This is a genomic window from Arthrobacter sp. 05T444 (assembly GCF_056395905.1).
In genome coordinates this window covers 76,469-91,718 of record NZ_JBFTKK010000011.1, presented here as the reverse complement: position 1 = coordinate 91,718, position 15,250 = coordinate 76,469, and the positions used below count along the sequence as shown (strand labels likewise).

12 protein-coding genes are annotated in these 15,250 nt (G+C 67.3%); 5 read left to right on the top strand and 7 right to left on the bottom strand.

Going from position 1 to position 15,250, the window contains the following annotated elements:
* Nucleotides 1-22: 22 nt before the first annotated feature.
* Nucleotides 23-1,045: a non-homologous end-joining DNA ligase gene (ligD, locus tag AC1DD3_RS12480; RefSeq protein WP_476881815.1), complete on the bottom strand. Its 1,023-nt coding sequence runs from the start codon at nt 1,043-1,045 to the stop codon at nt 23-25.
* A 200-nt stretch (nt 1,046-1,245) separates the two neighbouring features.
* Between ligD and AC1DD3_RS12475 the strand changes: the two genes are divergently transcribed.
* Both AC1DD3_RS12475 and AC1DD3_RS12470 read left to right on the top strand, forming a co-directional pair.
* Nucleotides 1,246-3,117 (top strand): amylosucrase, encoded by a 1,872-nt coding sequence (locus tag AC1DD3_RS12475; protein ID WP_476881834.1) that lies wholly within the window; start codon nt 1,246-1,248, stop codon nt 3,115-3,117.
* Between the two features lie 38 nt (nt 3,118-3,155).
* Entirely contained in the window at nt 3,156-3,824 is a 669-nt protein-coding gene (locus AC1DD3_RS12470; RefSeq protein WP_476881814.1) for an alpha/beta hydrolase family protein, read from the top strand.
* An 8-nt stretch (nt 3,825-3,832) separates the two neighbouring features.
* Here AC1DD3_RS12470 and AC1DD3_RS12465 read toward each other — a convergent pair whose 3' ends face one another.
* The 6 genes from AC1DD3_RS12465 to AC1DD3_RS12440 all read right to left on the bottom strand — a co-directional run bounded on the left by AC1DD3_RS12465 (nt 3,833) and on the right by AC1DD3_RS12440 (nt 11,744).
* Nucleotides 3,833-6,013, bottom strand: coding sequence for an elongation factor G-like protein EF-G2 (locus AC1DD3_RS12465; RefSeq protein ID WP_476881813.1), 2,181 nt, complete (start codon nt 6,011-6,013; stop codon nt 3,833-3,835).
* A 175-nt stretch (nt 6,014-6,188) separates the two neighbouring features.
* Nucleotides 6,189-6,344 (bottom strand): hypothetical protein, encoded by a 156-nt coding sequence (locus AC1DD3_RS12460; protein ID WP_230117246.1) that lies wholly within the window; start codon nt 6,342-6,344, stop codon nt 6,189-6,191.
* Between the two features lie 120 nt (nt 6,345-6,464).
* On the bottom strand, nt 6,465-7,541 hold the full coding sequence (moaA, locus tag AC1DD3_RS12455) for a GTP 3',8-cyclase MoaA (RefSeq protein WP_476881812.1): 1,077 nt from the start codon (nt 7,539-7,541) through the stop codon (nt 6,465-6,467).
* A gap of 135 nt (nt 7,542-7,676) precedes the next feature.
* Nucleotides 7,677-10,385, bottom strand: coding sequence for an ATP-dependent RNA helicase (locus AC1DD3_RS12450; protein ID WP_476881811.1), 2,709 nt, complete (start codon nt 10,383-10,385; stop codon nt 7,677-7,679).
* 138 nt (nt 10,386-10,523) lie between these two features.
* Nucleotides 10,524-11,312, bottom strand: coding sequence for a nucleotide disphospho-sugar-binding domain-containing protein (locus tag AC1DD3_RS12445; protein WP_476881810.1), 789 nt, complete (start codon nt 11,310-11,312; stop codon nt 10,524-10,526).
* A 51-nt stretch (nt 11,313-11,363) separates the two neighbouring features.
* Nucleotides 11,364-11,744 carry a VOC family protein gene (locus tag AC1DD3_RS12440; protein WP_230117250.1) on the bottom strand — a complete coding sequence of 127 codons (381 nt, stop codon included), beginning with the start codon at nt 11,742-11,744 and terminating at the stop codon, nt 11,364-11,366.
* Between the two features lie 317 nt (nt 11,745-12,061).
* Between AC1DD3_RS12440 and AC1DD3_RS12435 the strand changes: the two genes are divergently transcribed.
* The 3 genes from AC1DD3_RS12435 to manD are packed head-to-tail and all read left to right on the top strand — an operon-like array spanning nt 12,062 to nt 15,248.
* Entirely contained in the window at nt 12,062-13,057 is a 996-nt protein-coding gene (locus AC1DD3_RS12435; protein WP_230117251.1) for a LacI family DNA-binding transcriptional regulator, read from the top strand.
* Nucleotides 13,054-14,034, top strand: a complete 981-nt coding sequence (locus tag AC1DD3_RS12430; RefSeq protein ID WP_230117252.1) for a 2-hydroxyacid dehydrogenase — start codon at nt 13,054-13,056, stop codon at nt 14,032-14,034. The genes AC1DD3_RS12435 and AC1DD3_RS12430 overlap by 4 nt, the downstream gene beginning before the upstream one ends.
* Complete coding sequence (gene manD / locus AC1DD3_RS12425; protein ID WP_230117253.1) at nt 14,031-15,248, top strand: D-mannonate dehydratase ManD; 1,218 nt, start codon at nt 14,031-14,033, stop codon at nt 15,246-15,248. Before AC1DD3_RS12430 ends, manD begins: the two co-directional genes overlap by 4 nt.
* Nucleotides 15,249-15,250: the final 2 nt, after the last annotated feature.

Genomic DNA, 15,250 nt, shown 5'->3' with positions numbered 1-15,250 from the left:
GCCGCCCATGCGGCTTGCGGGCTTACTCCGGCTTCTTGGCCCGGCTCGGCTGGACGCGCGGCGGCTCGCCGGGCATCTTCGGGTAGTCCGGCGGAAAGGGCAGCTCGCCCAGTCCGTTCTTGAGGTCCCGATCCCACCACGCCAGCAGGTCGTCGATGGTCCCGGGCTTCGCGTTCATGTCCGCCCAGGGATCCCCCACGGTTTTCAGCCGTTCCGGCACCGTGAGGATAGTGAAGTCCTTGGGATTGACGCTCTCCAGTTCGTCCCAGGTGATCGGACAGGAAACAGGGGCGTGCGGGAGCGCGCGGGGACTGTACGCCCCGGCGATGGTGCGGTCGCGGTTGGCCTGGTTGAAGTCCAGGAAAACCCGTTCGCCGCGCTCTTCCTTCCACCAGTTCGTGGTGACCTTCTCCGGCATCCGCCGCTCGAGCTCCCTTGCCGCAGCAATGACGGCGTGGCGCACGTCCTGGAATTCGCGAGTCGGCTCGATGGGGGCATAGACATGCAGGCCGCGGTTGCCCGACGTCTTGATGAAGGCGGTCAGGCCCACCTCCGACAGCACGTCCCTCAGCGCCAGGGCGGCGGGGACGGCATCGTCAAAGTCGGTGCCGGGCTGGGGGTCAAGGTCGATGCGCAGCTGGTCCGGGTTGTCCGAGTTTTCCGCACGGGACGGCCACGGGTGGAAGACGACGGTGTTCATCTGCACCGCCCACACCGCGGCCGCGGGTTCGTCCAGTACCAGCTGGGGATGCGAGCGCGCGCTCGGATAGATCACCTTGACGGACCGGATGAAGTCCGGGGTCCCCTTGGGAGGATTCTTGGAGAAGAACTGCTCGCCGTCGACGTTCTCCGAAAACCGCTGGAGTGACACCGGCCGGTCACCGTTTGCCGCGATGAAGGCCTCCCCGACGTCCACGATGTAGCGGGCGAGGTCGAGTTTCGTCAGTCCCAACTCCGGCCACAGGACTCTGCTGGGACTCGAGATCCGCATGTCCCGGGACCCGTTCGGTCCGTCAACGGTAAGGATGGTCTGTTCGCTGGCCATGGGGACAACCTACCCCGCGTGACCCGCTGCGTCAGCACCTTGGCGGGCCCAGGGAAGAAACACGTGCCTTCTCTCTGGGCAGCCGCGGGCGCATCTGTAAGGATGTGAACTGATTGGGGCGCCGTCGGGGGCCGGGAATAGTCGAAGGGGACCTCTCTATGGTTGAATCCGATAGTCTGGACCAGATATCGGGCCGGCATATGCTGAGCGTCGTCGCCGGGCAAGCCGGAATCCGGCCCGGCGACCCGGACTGGGCGGACTTCGAGCGGCGCTTCGACCGCCATTTCCCAGATCTGTCCAGGCTGTTCCACTCGCTCTACGGCTCACGGCCGGACTTTCAGGACCAGCTGACTTCCCTGGTCATCGAGACTGCCCGCTCATGGAAGGCAAGGCCGGCAGACCTGAAGGTCCTCGACACCGAGCGGGAGGGCAGCAGCGACTGGTTCCAGTCCAACCGCATGCTTGGCGGCGTCTGCTATGTGGACCGGTACGCCGCCGACCTGGACGGCGTCCGCGCACGGATCCCCTATTTCAAGGAACTCGGCCTGACATACCTGCACCTGATGCCGCTGTTCCTGGCGCCCGAACCGCTGTCCGACGGCGGATACGCCGTGTCCAGCTACCGGGAGGTCAACCCCAGGCTCGGCACCATGGACCAGCTGCGCGACCTGGCCGCCCATCTCCGCGCGAACGGCATCAGCCTGGTGGTCGACTTCATTTTCAACCACACCTCCAATGAGCACGAATGGGCCCGCAAGGCAGCCCAAGGCGATCCGCGCTACAGCGGCTACTACTGGATGTTCCCCGAACGGACCATGCCTGACGCCTTCGAGCAGCACGTGCGGGAGATCTTCCCGGAAGACCATCAAGGCTCTTTCGTGCAGCTGCCTGACGGCCGGTGGGTGTGGGCGACGTTCCACAGCTTCCAGTGGGATCTGAACTACTCCAACCCGGAAGTCTTCCGGGCCATGGCCGCGGAGATGCTCTTTCTGGCCAATCAGGGCGTGGATATCCTGCGGATGGATGCCGTGGCGTTCGTCTGGAAGCAGCTCGGAACTCCGTGCGAGAACCTGCCGGAGGCCCACACGCTGTTGCAGGCCTTCAACGCCGTCTGCCGGATCGCCGCCCCGTCACTGCTCTTCAAGTCCGAGGCCATCGTGCACCCGGACGAGGTGGCGCTGTACATCGATGCGGCCGAGTGCCAGCTCTCCTATAACCCCCTGCAAATGGCGCTCATCTGGGAGGCGCTGGCCACCCGCGACGTTTCCCTGTTGGCGCAGGCGCTGGAGCGCCGGCACAACATGCCGCCCGGAACCTCCTGGGTTAATTACGTCCGCAGCCACGACGATATCGGCTGGACGTTTGCCGATGAGGATGCGGCCGAGCTGGGCATCAACGGCTTCGACCACCGACGCTTCCTGAATTCGTTCTACGTCAACCGATTCCCGGGCAGCTTCGCCCGGGGTGTGCCCTTCCAGGACAACCCGCGCACGGGTGACTGCCGCATCTCCGGGACCACGGCCTCCCTGTGCGGGCTGGAGGACGGTTCGGCCGAAGCGATCCGCAGGATCCTGCTCGCCCATTCGGTCGCGTTCAGCACCGGCGGCATCCCCCTGCTGTATCTCGGTGACGAGGTGGGCCAACTCAATGACGACCAGTATGCGCTCGAGGACGGCCACGAAGCGGATAGCCGCTGGGTGCACCGGCCGCAGTTTCCCGCCGAGCGCTACGCGCACCGCACCGAACCGTCCACTCCCGAAGGTGCCATCTTTGCCGGGCTGCGGCGGATGATAGCCGTCCGCGGCAGCGCCCCTGAATTGGCAGGGACCCGTCTCATTCCCTTCGCCACCAACAACCCGGGGGTGCTGGGCTACCAGCGGCCGGGTGAAGGGACGCGGATCCTTGCCCTGGCCAACTTCAGTGACCAGCCGCAGGTGATTTCGGCGGAAACCCTGTCCGGCTTTGAGGCTGAGGCAGTGGACGTCCTTGCGGACGCTCCTGTCCGCATCGATCAGGGATTTGTACTTCGCCCGCAGGATTACGTCTGGCTCAGGGTGGTGCCGGCCGGCTGAGCAGGCGTGTTTCGGCGGCGATCCGGCATGATGGACTCATGCCTGTTGCCGAATCCCCCCTCACCCTCACTGTGGGCGACGTCCAGGTTTCCGGCGTTTATGCCCGGCCCGAGAACCCCTTCTCAACGCTTGTGGTGGCCCACGGTGCTGGGGCGGGCATGGAACATCCGTTCCTGCAGGGCTTCACGCGCGCCCTGAACGACGACGGCGTCGCCACCTTACGCTTCAACTTCCCCTACCGTGAGGCAGGCAGGAAGTTCCCCGACCGTCCGCCGGTGGCCATCGCCGCATGGCGGGCGGCCATGGATGCGGCCAGGGCGGCCGCATCCAACGGGGAGCCGGTGTGGGCGGCGGGCAAGTCCTTCGGCGGCCGCATGGCCTCGATGGCTGTGGCCGACGGGATGCGGGCCACGGGGCTCGTGTATCTCGGTTACCCGCTGCATCCGCCGGGCAAACCGGAGAAACTGCGCGATGAGCACCTCTACGGCCTGGAACTGCCCATGCTGTTCCTGCAGGGCACGCGGGACACCTTCGCGACGGCCGAGCTACTCGAGGGTGTGGTTGCCCGCATCGGCCAGGCCGCGATCCTGGAATGGTGCGAGGGCGGCGACCACTCCTTCGCTGTGGCCGGCAAGAAGCGCAGCGCAGAAGACGTCGGCGCCTCGCTGGCTTCCACTGTCGCGGCCTTCATGCGCGCCAACGGCTGACCCGGGCATCACGCGTTCGCGGCGGCCGACGTCGCGCTCGCCGGCACCGGCTCGTGCCGCAGGTAGCTGCGCCGGAAGCGGCCGGTTCCTGCTGTGATCGCGCGCAACTGGACGGCGTAACGCAGCAGCTCGCCGTCCGGCACCTCTGCGGTGACTTCCGTGCGTTCCCCGCCTGCCGACGTCGTTCCTGTCAGCCGCCCGCGGCGGGAGGACAGATCACTCATCACCGGCCCGACGAACTCGTCGGGGGTACTGATGGTCACCGACGAGACAGGCTCGAGCAGCTGGATCCGTCCTGCGGCGGCGGCCTCACGCAGGGCCAGCGCGCCGGCGGACTGGAACGCAGCATCCGACGAGTCCACACTGTGTGCCTTGCCCCCGATGAGCGTCACCCTGATGTCGACCACCGGGAAACCGGCCGACACGCCTCGCTGCATCTGGGCACGGACGCCCTTCTCAACGGACGGGATATATTGCCCGGGAACCACCCCGCCCACGGTCTTGTCGACAAACTCAAACCCTGCGCCGCGCTCAAGGGGCTCCACTTCGATGTCGCAAATCGCGTACTGCCCATGACCGCCGGATTGCTTGACATGGCGTCCATGGCCGGCCGCGCGTGCGACGAACGTTTCGCGCAGGGGCGTCACCACCGGGACGGTCTGCAATTTCACGCCCTGGTCGCGCAGCCGGTCAAGCACCACCTCGCCGTGGGCTTCCCCCATGCACCACAGGATCAGCTGGTGGGTTTCGGAATTGCGTTCCACCCTCAGGGTCGGATCGCCGGCGGCAACCTTCCCGAGGCTCTTGGCGAGAGCGTCTTCGTCACTGCGCGTGGCCGCTTCAACGGCGACAGGCATCAGCGGCTCAGGCATGTTCCACGACTTCACCAGCAGCGGATGGTCCTTGGCTGAGACGGTGTCGCCCGTCTCGGCGTTCGCCAACTTTGCGATGGCGCAGATATCTCCGGCTACGCAGTAGGGCACGGGCTTCAGGCTGGCTCCGGCCGGCGAGTACAGGTGCGTGAGGCGTTCGTCGCTGTCATGGTCCTCGTGGCCCCGCTCTGACAACCCGCGTCCCCCGACGTGCACCGCCGAGTCCTCCCGCAGCGTGCCGGAGAACACGCGCACCAGGCAGACCCGCCCCAGGAAGGGGTCGATGGTGGTGCGCACCACCTCGCCGGCCAGCGGCCCGGCAGGATCACACGCCAGCGGCCCGGCGGGAATGCCGGCGAGATCCGTCACCGCGAGCAGGTCACGCTCTGCCGGCGACGGGAACGCACGGGTCAGCGTCTCCAGGAGTTCCGTTATGCCCAGTCCCGTCTCCGCCGACGTGGCGAGTACGGGAAAGAAGGACCCCCGGGCAACGGCGGTCTCGAGGTCGCCCACCAGGACGTCGACGTCGATCTGCTCGCCGCCGAGATAGCGGTCCATCAGCGACTCGTCCTCGCTCTCCGAGATGATCCCCTCTATCAGCGCCCCGCGGGCGGTCTCCGACGCGGCCAGCTCCTCAGCGGTGGCGTCCCTCACGGCCGGGACCGGTTCGCCGGCGGTGTACTCCGAAACGGTGCCGGAGAGCATTCCCAGCAGACCGGTGCCCGTGGTCCCTGTGCCCAGGGGAAGGTACGCCGGGACCACCGAGTCGCCGAAGGCACGCTGGCAGGCGGCGACGGTCGCTTCGAAATTTGCCCGCGGATGGTCTAGCCGGCTGATGACCACTGCCCGCGGCATTCCGACCTGGTCGCACTCGGCCCACAGCGCCGTGGTCGCCGCATCGATTCCGTCCGAGGCCGACACCACGAAGAGCGCAGCATCGGCGGCGCGCAGTCCGGCTCGGAGCTCCCCGGTGAAATCGCCGTACCCGGGCGTGTCGAGCAGGTTCACCTTGACGCCGTCGAACACCAGTGGCGCCACTGAGAGCACAACCGAGCGCTGCTGGTGGATTTCAGAGGGCTCCGCATCGCTGACCGTGTTGCCGTCCTCGATCGAGCCCATCCGGGATATGACGCCGGTGGCTGCCAGCAGGGACTCGACGAGCATGGTCTTTCCAGCGCCCGAGTGGCCCACGAGTGCCACGTTGCGGACCTTCTCCGGCGCATCGGCCGGCGCCCCCGCGGACGCATCGGCACGCCGGAGATCCGAACTGCCGCGGCCGGGGCTCTTGCCCCGGCCATTTGTGCCTTTCACCGACATGACCGTCTCCTGGCGTCGTAGTCGTCGGTCCGCAGCCGACCCTTGTTAGAGATTCGACACCCTGGGACGGCGTTTGAGCAAGAGGGCGGAGAGCGTGCGGCCCGGGACGCGAGCAGCGAGATATTGCCGGCCGGCGAGGAGGATCTCCGGTCAGCCCTGCCGGCTTCCGCCGGCGTCAGGACGCGACGTCGTCGTGCCACCATCCTTCCCAGGCGGTGGACGTCAGTTGGCCGCGGGGGAAATCACTGCTGGCCTTGCCGCCACCGGAAGAGGAATCGTCGTCGTTCCGGCGGGAATCGAGAAAGAGCGTCAGGCTGCTCCAAAGCAACATAGTTGTGTCCTTTCATACGTCGCTGAGACCACGGTGTCCCAACACGCATCAGCGTAGCTGCGCAATGTTTCGTGGCTACGACACCACGTTTCCGGGTTGTATCCGGAATCTATCGGGGCGTTATCCGCCGATGTACGACATCTCAATCTTGTGGGCCGCCACAGTAGCTTCGGGCGTGACAGTGCCTTCGCGAGTGACAGTGCCTTCGGGGGTGTCCGCGCTGCGCTGCGCCGAGTAACGGTCCGCACGGCCGCCCCACAGCGCCGACAGCGCCCCGGACAGCTCGGCGTCGGAGGAGCCTGCGCGCAGGAGTGCCCGCAGGTCGGTGCCGGCGGTGGCAAACAGGCAGGTGAACAGCTTGCCGTCGGCGGAGAGCCGGGCACGCGTACAGCCGCGGCAAAAGGCCTGCGTCACACTGGAGATGACGCCGATCTCGCCGCTGCCGTCCCGGTAACGCCACCGCTCCGACGTCTCACCGGGATAGTTCGGCGCCGCGGGCTCCAGCGGGAAGACCGCGCCGATGCGGGCCAGGACCTCGGCCGACGGCACCACCTCATCCATTTTCCAGCCGTTGGAGGCGCCCACGTCCATGTACTCAATGAACCGGAGGATGAGCCCGGTCCCCTTGAAGTGGCTGGCCATCGCAACGATGTCCTGGTCATTCTTCCCCCGCTTCACCACCATGTTGATTTTCACCGGGCCAAGTCCTGCCGCTTGGGCGACCTCCACCGCGTGCAGGACCTTCGCCACGGAATAGCCGACGTCGTTCATGGCCTGGAACGTCTCCTCCCGGACGGAGTCCAGGGACACTGTCACCCGTTTCAGGCCGGCGTCCTTGAGGATCTGCGCCTTCTGGGCCAGAACCGTGCCGTTGGTCGTCATGGCCAGGTCCGGGACCCGCCCGTCGGGGGTCCGCAGCCGGGCCAGCATCCGTACCAGCCCTTCAATGTCCTTCCGCAACAGGGGCTCCCCGCCGGTCAACCGGATCTTCAGCACCCCGTGTGCGACGGCGATCGACGCCAGCCGGGTGATTTCCTCAAACGTCAGCAACTGTTCCCTGGGCATAAAAACATAGTCCCTGCCGAAAATTTCCCTGGGCATGCAGTAGACGCAACGGAAATTGCACCGGTCCGTGACGGAGATCCGCAGGTCCCGCAGGGGCCGGTGGAAAGTGTCCGTGATGGAATTGGCGTCCATTCAGCGCCCTTTCAAAGCGGCGGAAGCCACCGCTTGTTATCCCAGCGTATGCCCGGCCCGGGGCTCCGACAATGGCCGTTCCGGCGAACGTCCCGGCGAATCTCCCGGGGCGGCTTGCCCCGCCGCGGGCCGCCGTCAGCTCCTGCCTTTGGTCCTTGCCGTCGCCGGCGCTGTCCACGGGTCCTCCGGCCAGGGATGCTTCGGATAACGGCCCCGCATCTCCGACCGGACCTGGGCGTAGGGCCCGGACCAGAAGGAGGCCAGGTCATCCGTCACAGCCAACGGGCGCCTGGCCGGCGACAGCAGGTGGAACAGCACCGGAACCCTCCCGCCGGCCAGCCGCGGCGTCTGATCCCAGCCGAAGCATTCCTGGAGCTTGACCGCCACCACCGGCCGGCCGCCGTCGTCGCCCATCTCCGGGTAGTCGATTTTCACCCGCGAACCGCTGGGCACTTCGAGCGTCTCAGGCGCCAGTTCGGCCAGCCTGGCGGCGTCGGGCCAGGGCAGCAGGCGCCGCAGCGGATCGGCCAGGTCGATCCGGTTCGTCGAGGCTCCGCCGGCCAGGGCCTCCAGCTCGGGCCGGAGCCAGGTGTCCAGCCCGGCCAGCAAAGCCTGCTCGGAGACGTCCGGCCAGGGGGCGCCCAGTTCCCGGTGCAGCAGGGCGAGGCGTCGGCGCAGGGTGTCAGCCGCCGTCGACCATCCGATGGTGCCGAGGCCCTCATGCTCCAGGGCGCGGGCAACCGCGGTGCGCCCCTCCTCCGCTGACGGCCGCACCGGCGTGGAGGAAAGCACGATCGCACCCAGCCGGCGTTCCCGCCGGGCAGTGACCTTGCCCTGGCTGAACTGTGCCTCCACGTTTTCGCTGAGGAGGTGCAGGGCGGCGGCCTCGGCGGTGTCGGCCGTGAGCGGCGCCGCGGAGCGGATGACGGCGCCGGTCCCCGCCGCGTCGCGCCCGTCAGCGCGGGACACCTCGGCGACGGCCAGCCACTCATGCCCGGTCAGGGGGCTGCCGGCCGGCAGCCCAGCCCTCGTCCCGGACGTCAGCAGGTAGCGCTCCGGCCCAGTGCCGGGGACGCGGTGCGCGACACGGTCCGGGAACGCGAGGGCGACGACGAAACCGACGGCCTCCGCAGCGGTTGCGGGTGCGGGCAGTGATGGGGGCACGACGCCGGCCGTCTCCTGGCGTGCGATTGCCTCCATCCGCCGGACGTCCTCAGCCCACCGGCGCGCCGCCGGGTCGCTTCCGGTCCGCACCATGGCCAGTAGGCGGTGGAGGTCCGCGCCTGGGGCGCGCTGGTCCCCGGAAACGACGGCGACGGCCTCGGCCGCCGTACGGTGGCCCACGGCGGCGGCGCCGTCGAGCAGGGCACGTGCCAGCCGAGGGTCGGCGGGGATCCCGGCCAGGAGCTTGCCCAGCCCGGTGGCGTGGCCGTCCGGTCCCACTGCGCCGAGTTCCCGCAGCACCTCGACGGCCTCGTCCATGGCAGCCCGCGGCGGGGCGTCCGGCAGGGCCAGCCCCCGGCCGCCGGGGGAACCCCAGCACGCCAGGATCAGTGCGGCACCCGTCAGCTCTGCCGCCGCGATCTCCGGGGTCCGGTGGGCCGGCGCGGCGCCGTAGGTCTTCTGGTCGTAGCACCGGACCACCCGCCCGGGTCCCTGGCGGGCCGCCCGCCCGGCGCGCTGGTCTGCGGATGCGCGGGAACAGGACACTGTCACCAGTCCTGACATGCCGCGGTTGGAGTCACGCCGGGGTTCGCGGGACAGTCCGGCATCAATGGCCAGCCGGACTCCCGGAACGGTAAGGGAAGATTCGGCGAGCGCCGTGGAGACAATGATCCGCGGAGGGCCACCCGGTTCCCGTCCGGAGACGGCGCGGTCCTGCTCGGCCGCACTGGCCCGGCCGTGAAGTTCCAGCACCTCAGCGGCCACCCTGCCGCGCAGCCGGGCAGCAACGTAGGACACCTCCCATGCACCGGGGAGGAACACCAGGGCGTCAGTGCCCGGGTCGGCTGCGAGCGCTTCGGCATGCGACGCCGCGGATATGTCCGCCACGTGGTCCAGGAAGGCGCGCGCCACTCCCCTCGTGTCCAACCGCGGCACAGCCGCGGGTGCCCAGTCCACAGTGAGGGGGTACAGCGCGGACGGACAGTCGACGACGGGAGCCGGGCCGCCGCCGTCGGGCTCTCCTGTCGGGGTGGCGCCGGCCTGTGCGGAACCGCCTGGCGGGGACCCGATCAGGGCGGCGAACCGCGGCGCGTCCAGGGTGGCGGACATGGCCACCAGTGGAAGGTCGCCGCGCAGCTGGCGGACCTCGCTGAGCATACCGAGCAGGAGGTCGGTTTCCAGGCCGCGTTCATGGACCTCATCGAGGATCACGGCGTCCGTTCCCTCCAGCCCCGGGTCTGTGAGCAGGCGCCGCAACAGGATTCCTGGGGTGACAAACTCGATCAGGGTCCCGGGTCCCGTCTGACGCTCGCCGCGGACGGTGTAGCCGACGCGGTCGCCGAGCCGGCTGCCGTCCAGAGCGGCAAGACGCCGTGCCGCCGAGCGCGCCGCGACGCGCCGTGGCTGGGTGACGACGACGCGCGGGACCTTCGCACCAGCCTCCCCATTCGCCCGAGAGGGACGGCCGGCCGCGAGGTTGGCCAGCAGCGGCGGAACCAGCGTGGTTTTGCCTGTGCCGGGCGGCGCCTGAACCACCGCGGTTCCCGCTGCACCTCCCGCACGCAGGGCACCGGCCAACTCCCCGAGCGAGTCCGCAAAGGCCAGACCGGCCCCGATGGAGCCCAGGTCGAAGACCCCGTGGGCGAGCGCAGGATCCAAGGGGAAGGGCGGAGAAGTCATCCGTCCATTGTGCCCACAAACACTGCCCTCGGCGCTGTTCCGGATACCGCTACGTATTGCGTCCAATCCGGTCCCGCAGGTGGGATTCGATTGCGGTGGCGGCGGAGGAGGCGCCTCCCGCGTTGCGGACGGTCGAGCTCATTGCCGCCACATTCCGGCGGATCTCGCTGCTGGCGCTGACCTCTGAAACCGCGCTGAGAAGCGTCGCCGCAGCGAGGTCCTCGGCGCCAGCCGCCAGCCCAGGCCAAGTTCCTCGAGCCTGCGGGCTGTGGCTTCCTGCTCAGGCTGTTGCGGGACGGCCACCATGGGGACGCCGAAATAGAGTGCTTCCATGGTCGAATTCATTCCCGCGTGGGTGAGGAAAACATCCGCCTGGCGCAGGACCAGGAGCTGCGGAAAGAACGGCCGTAGCCGGACGTTGGGGGGAACCGTTCCCAGCGAGGCGGGGTCAGTCTGCTCTCCGATGGCCATCGACACATCCCAGTCGGTGTGGCCGAAGGCGTCCAGACACGACCGGAAGAAGTCGGGCCGCCGGTTCAAGGGGGTGGTTCCCAACGAAATGAACAACACGGGATTCGTTCCGTCGCGGGTCCATTCACCCTCCGCATCGCGTCGGCTCACGCTGGGGCCCACGAACGTGAACCGTTCATCAAATGTCTCCGCCATGGGCTGAAACTCGCGGGGGATGAAAACGATGTTGAACGGCGCCGGCGGGCCGTCGAACATGCGGGGAGTTGAAAGTCCCTGTTCCGCGGCGAATTCCGCCATGGCGTGGCCCATCGCCTTCCAGACTTCTGCCATCTCGGGAGACGGTGCCGCAGGCATCAGAGTCCTGAAGGAGAAATGCTCATTCGTGGCGTACGTGGGCATCATGGCGACGGCTGGTACGCCTAGTTTTTCAGCCGCCATGGCGCCGCTGATCGTCATGGCGTCAAAGCAGACTGCGTCAGGCTTGTCCTCCCTCAACTCGAAGTGGGGCTACAGCCGCTGGAACAGATTGAGGAAGTTGCCCTCGCTGTCTAGGAACCAGGCAGCTTTGCCCGCAGTGGTGGTGGCGATGCCGTTCTCGGTCTTCAGTCCCGGGAAATCGTAGTCCTCGAAGGTAACCCCGCGGGCGCGCAGATCGTCAACGTCCTTCTCGATGTTGTCGCTACCCCACCCCATTTGCGTGTTCTTCGCGGTGCCCGCGTTGTCAGTCATATATAGCAGGAAGGACGTTCCGTTCCCGCAGCGGTAAATCAGGTTCTCATCGTCAAGCACTTCCGAGGGCTCGAGTCCAAGCACATCCCGGTAAAAACCTTGCGCCCTGGCAAGGTCCTTCGCGGGAAGGACAGCGATGATGTCACGTTCCTTGAGCATGATGAATTCTCCTTTTTACACAGGTCCCCGGGGAGCAGTCCGCGCTGCCCGGGAAGCGCGGCGACATGCGGACGCGCGCCAAGAAAGGTCCTGATGCGCACCATGCTAGGCCTCGGGCGCTGAGAGTCAATGGCTCGCAGAAACGTCGCCCGTTGCGGTCGTCCACGTCGATGGCCGGGCCTGGCACCGCCCGTTTCCGGCCCCTCAGCGGTGGCCGGCGCCAATTGTGGTGCACGTCATGGAAAACCCTTGACAAACTTGTACAACTCTTTCCATACTGGAGAAGCAAGAGTTTCAATGAAGCAACTGGAGGACTGATGTCGGCAAAACTCACGGACGTCGCAAAGCTGGCGGGAGTCTCGCTGGCCACAGCGTCACGGGCGTTCGGTGACCCGAGCCGGCTTGCTGCCGAGACACGCCAAAAGGTGGTGGATGCCGCCGTTCAACTCGGGTACGACGTGCCGGGACTCACCGGCGCCCGGACCTTCGGCGTGATTGTTCCGGACATTTCCAACGCAGTGTTCGCAGCGCTGATCAAGTCCATACAGGACCAGGCCTGGCACGGCCGGCACCGCATGATACTGGCCGACACCGCCGAGTCCTCGGCCCGGGAGCGTGAGCACCTCGGGTCGTTCGCCGCCGGCGTGGACGGCATCATCCTCTGCTCGCCCAGGCTTCCCTCGGACCAGATCCACCAACTGGCCGGCAACGCACCCCTCGTGGTGATCAACGGTGAAGCGGACCACGCGGCACGGGTGCTCATGGAAGCCGGCGAAGGCCTCCGCCAGGCAGTGGAGCACCTTTATGCGCTGGGGCACCGCAAGCTCGCCTACATTCCCGGTCCCGCATCCTCCTGGGCGAACGGACAGCGCATGGCGGCCATCACACGCCTCTGCACCGAGTGGGGCGTCGAGCTGGTCACTGTGGGCAACCAGAACGCCACGGTCGACGGCGGCCTGGCCGCCGCCGCTTCGGTCGTCGCCAGCAGCGCCACCGCCGTCATTGCCTACAACGACCTCGTCGCTATCGGCATGCTCGCCGGCGCCCGCACACTCGGCTACCACTGCCCCGAAGACATCAGCGTGGTGGGCATCGATGACCTCGACATTGCCGCCGCCGCCGAACCCGGCCTGACATCTGTCCGCGTTCCCATTCACCGCAGCGGTTCCCTCGCACTCGAACTCCTCCTCGAACAGATTGCCGGGAAGCCGACGGCCACCGAGGCGGTCCACCTCAATTCACAGCTCATCGTTCGCGGCTCCACCTTCGCTGCACGCACCGCAGACCAAGCGCTCCAAGGAAAACAATCATGAGAATCGTCATCGCCGACCCCAACCTGATGCCCCAGAGGGCCACCTTTGAGGCCGCGCTGCCGCAAGGCACAGTCACGTCCTGGCACGACAGCTGGAATGAACACGCCGTCCTGACCGACCTGAAAGACGCGGACGTTTACGTCGGACCCAAGTTCACCGAGGCCATGGGCGCCGAGGCCCGCAACCTTCGCCTGGTTCACGTCGCCGGCGCTGGATACGACGGCATCGACGCAGATGCACTGCCCGCCGGCGTGGTCTGCGCCAACACGTTCCACCATGAAGGCTCCATCGCCGAGCACATCGCCGCCGTCCTGGTAGCCCTCCGCCGGAACCTTCTCGGCCAGGACGCTGCCCTCCGTTCCGGACTCTGGGCCTCCTCGGTCTACTCACCGGACATCCGGCAGCCAGAGACGCTGCGGGGCGCGGTGGTGACCTTCCTGGGATTCGGCCACATCGGTAGTGCCGCCTGGAACCTCCTCCGGGCCTTCGGCGCCGAAGGTATTGCGATCACCCGAAGCGGTTCGGTGAACGCGCAGGAAGACTCCCTGCGGTGGGCAGGCAACACAGACCGCCTCAACGAAGCACTCAGCGAGTCCGACATTCTCGTCGTCAGTATCCCGCTGACCGCCGAAACGACCTCTCTGATCGGCGCCGCCGAGCTCGATGAACTCGGCCCGGACGGGCAGCTCGTCAATGTCGCACGCGGCCCCGTGGTCGACGAAACCGCGCTCTACGATGCCCTGAAGGACCGGCGGATCGCGGGTGCCGCCGTCGACGTCTGGTACCAATACCCGGACACCGACGGGCGCGGCGAACCCTCCGCCATGCCGTTCAGCCGTCTCGACAACATCATCATGACGCCGCACGCCTCCGGCGTCACAGCGGAAACCTTCCGCGGCCGTGCCCGTGAGATCGCCGACAACATCACCCGCCTGTCCCTGAACCAGCCACTGAAGAATGTAGTGATTTCCCGATGACCCGAAAAATCGTCGACGTCGACGTCCTTGTCACCAGTCCCAGCCGCAACTTCGTCACCCTGAAAATCACCACCGACGATGGCATCGTCGGCTGGGGTGACGCCACCCTCAACGGCCGCGAGCTCTCCGTGGCCAGCTACCTCCGCGACCATCTCGCCCCCGCACTCCTCGGCAGGGATGCCGACCGCATCGAAGATACGTGGCAGTACTTTTACCGTGGCGCTTACTGGCGGCGCGGGCCGGTGACGATGGCCGCCATCGGCGCCATCGACCTGGCCCTGTGGGACATCAAGGGCAAAGCCCTGGATGTCCCGGTCTACCAACTGCTCGGCGGTGCCGCCCGCGACAAGATCCTCACCTACACGCACGCAACCGGCTGGGACCTTCCCGAGCTCCTCGACTCCGTGGAGCAGCGCCGCGAACAGGGCTTCCGGGCAGTCCGCGCCCAGTCCGGCGTTCCGGGCCTGGACAAGGTCTACGGCGTCACCAAGGGTGCCGCCGGCTATGAACCGGCCGGCCGCGGCGCCGGACCGGTTGAGGAAGACTGGGACACCTCCGCCTACCTGCGCCACGCACCCAAGATCCTCGGCGCGGTGCGCGAGCACGTTGGCCCGGAACTGAAGCTGCTCCACGATGTCCACCACCGGCTCAACCCCACCGAGGCGGCCCGCCTGGCCAGGTCGCTGGAAGATGTGGACCTGTTCTGGCTCGAGGACGTGACCCCGGCCGAAAACCAGCGCCTGCTCCGGACCCTGCGCCAGCAGACCACCATCCCGCTCGCCATCGGCGAGGTGTTCAACACTGTCTGGGACTGTGAACAGCTCATCACCGAACGGCTCATCGACTTCATCCGCACCGCCGTCGTCCACGCCGGAGGCATCTCCCACGTCCGCAAGATCCTCGCCCTGGCGGAGGTCTACCAGATCAAGGGTGCCCCGCATGGTCCCTCGGATGTCTCTCCGATCAACCTTTCGGCTTCGCTGCACCTGGGCCTGGCCACCAGCAACTTCGCGATCCAGGAATACATGGGCTACGACCCCCTGGTCTCGGAAGTATTCCGGTCCAGCTTCCGCTTCGAGGACGGCTACCTCCATCCCGGCGACGAACCCGGCCTGGGGGTTCAGGTGGACGAAGAAGCCGCGGCGCGCTTCCCGTACAAACAGGCGTATCTGCCCATCGCCCGGGAACTCGACGGCTCCATGAAGGACTGGTAACC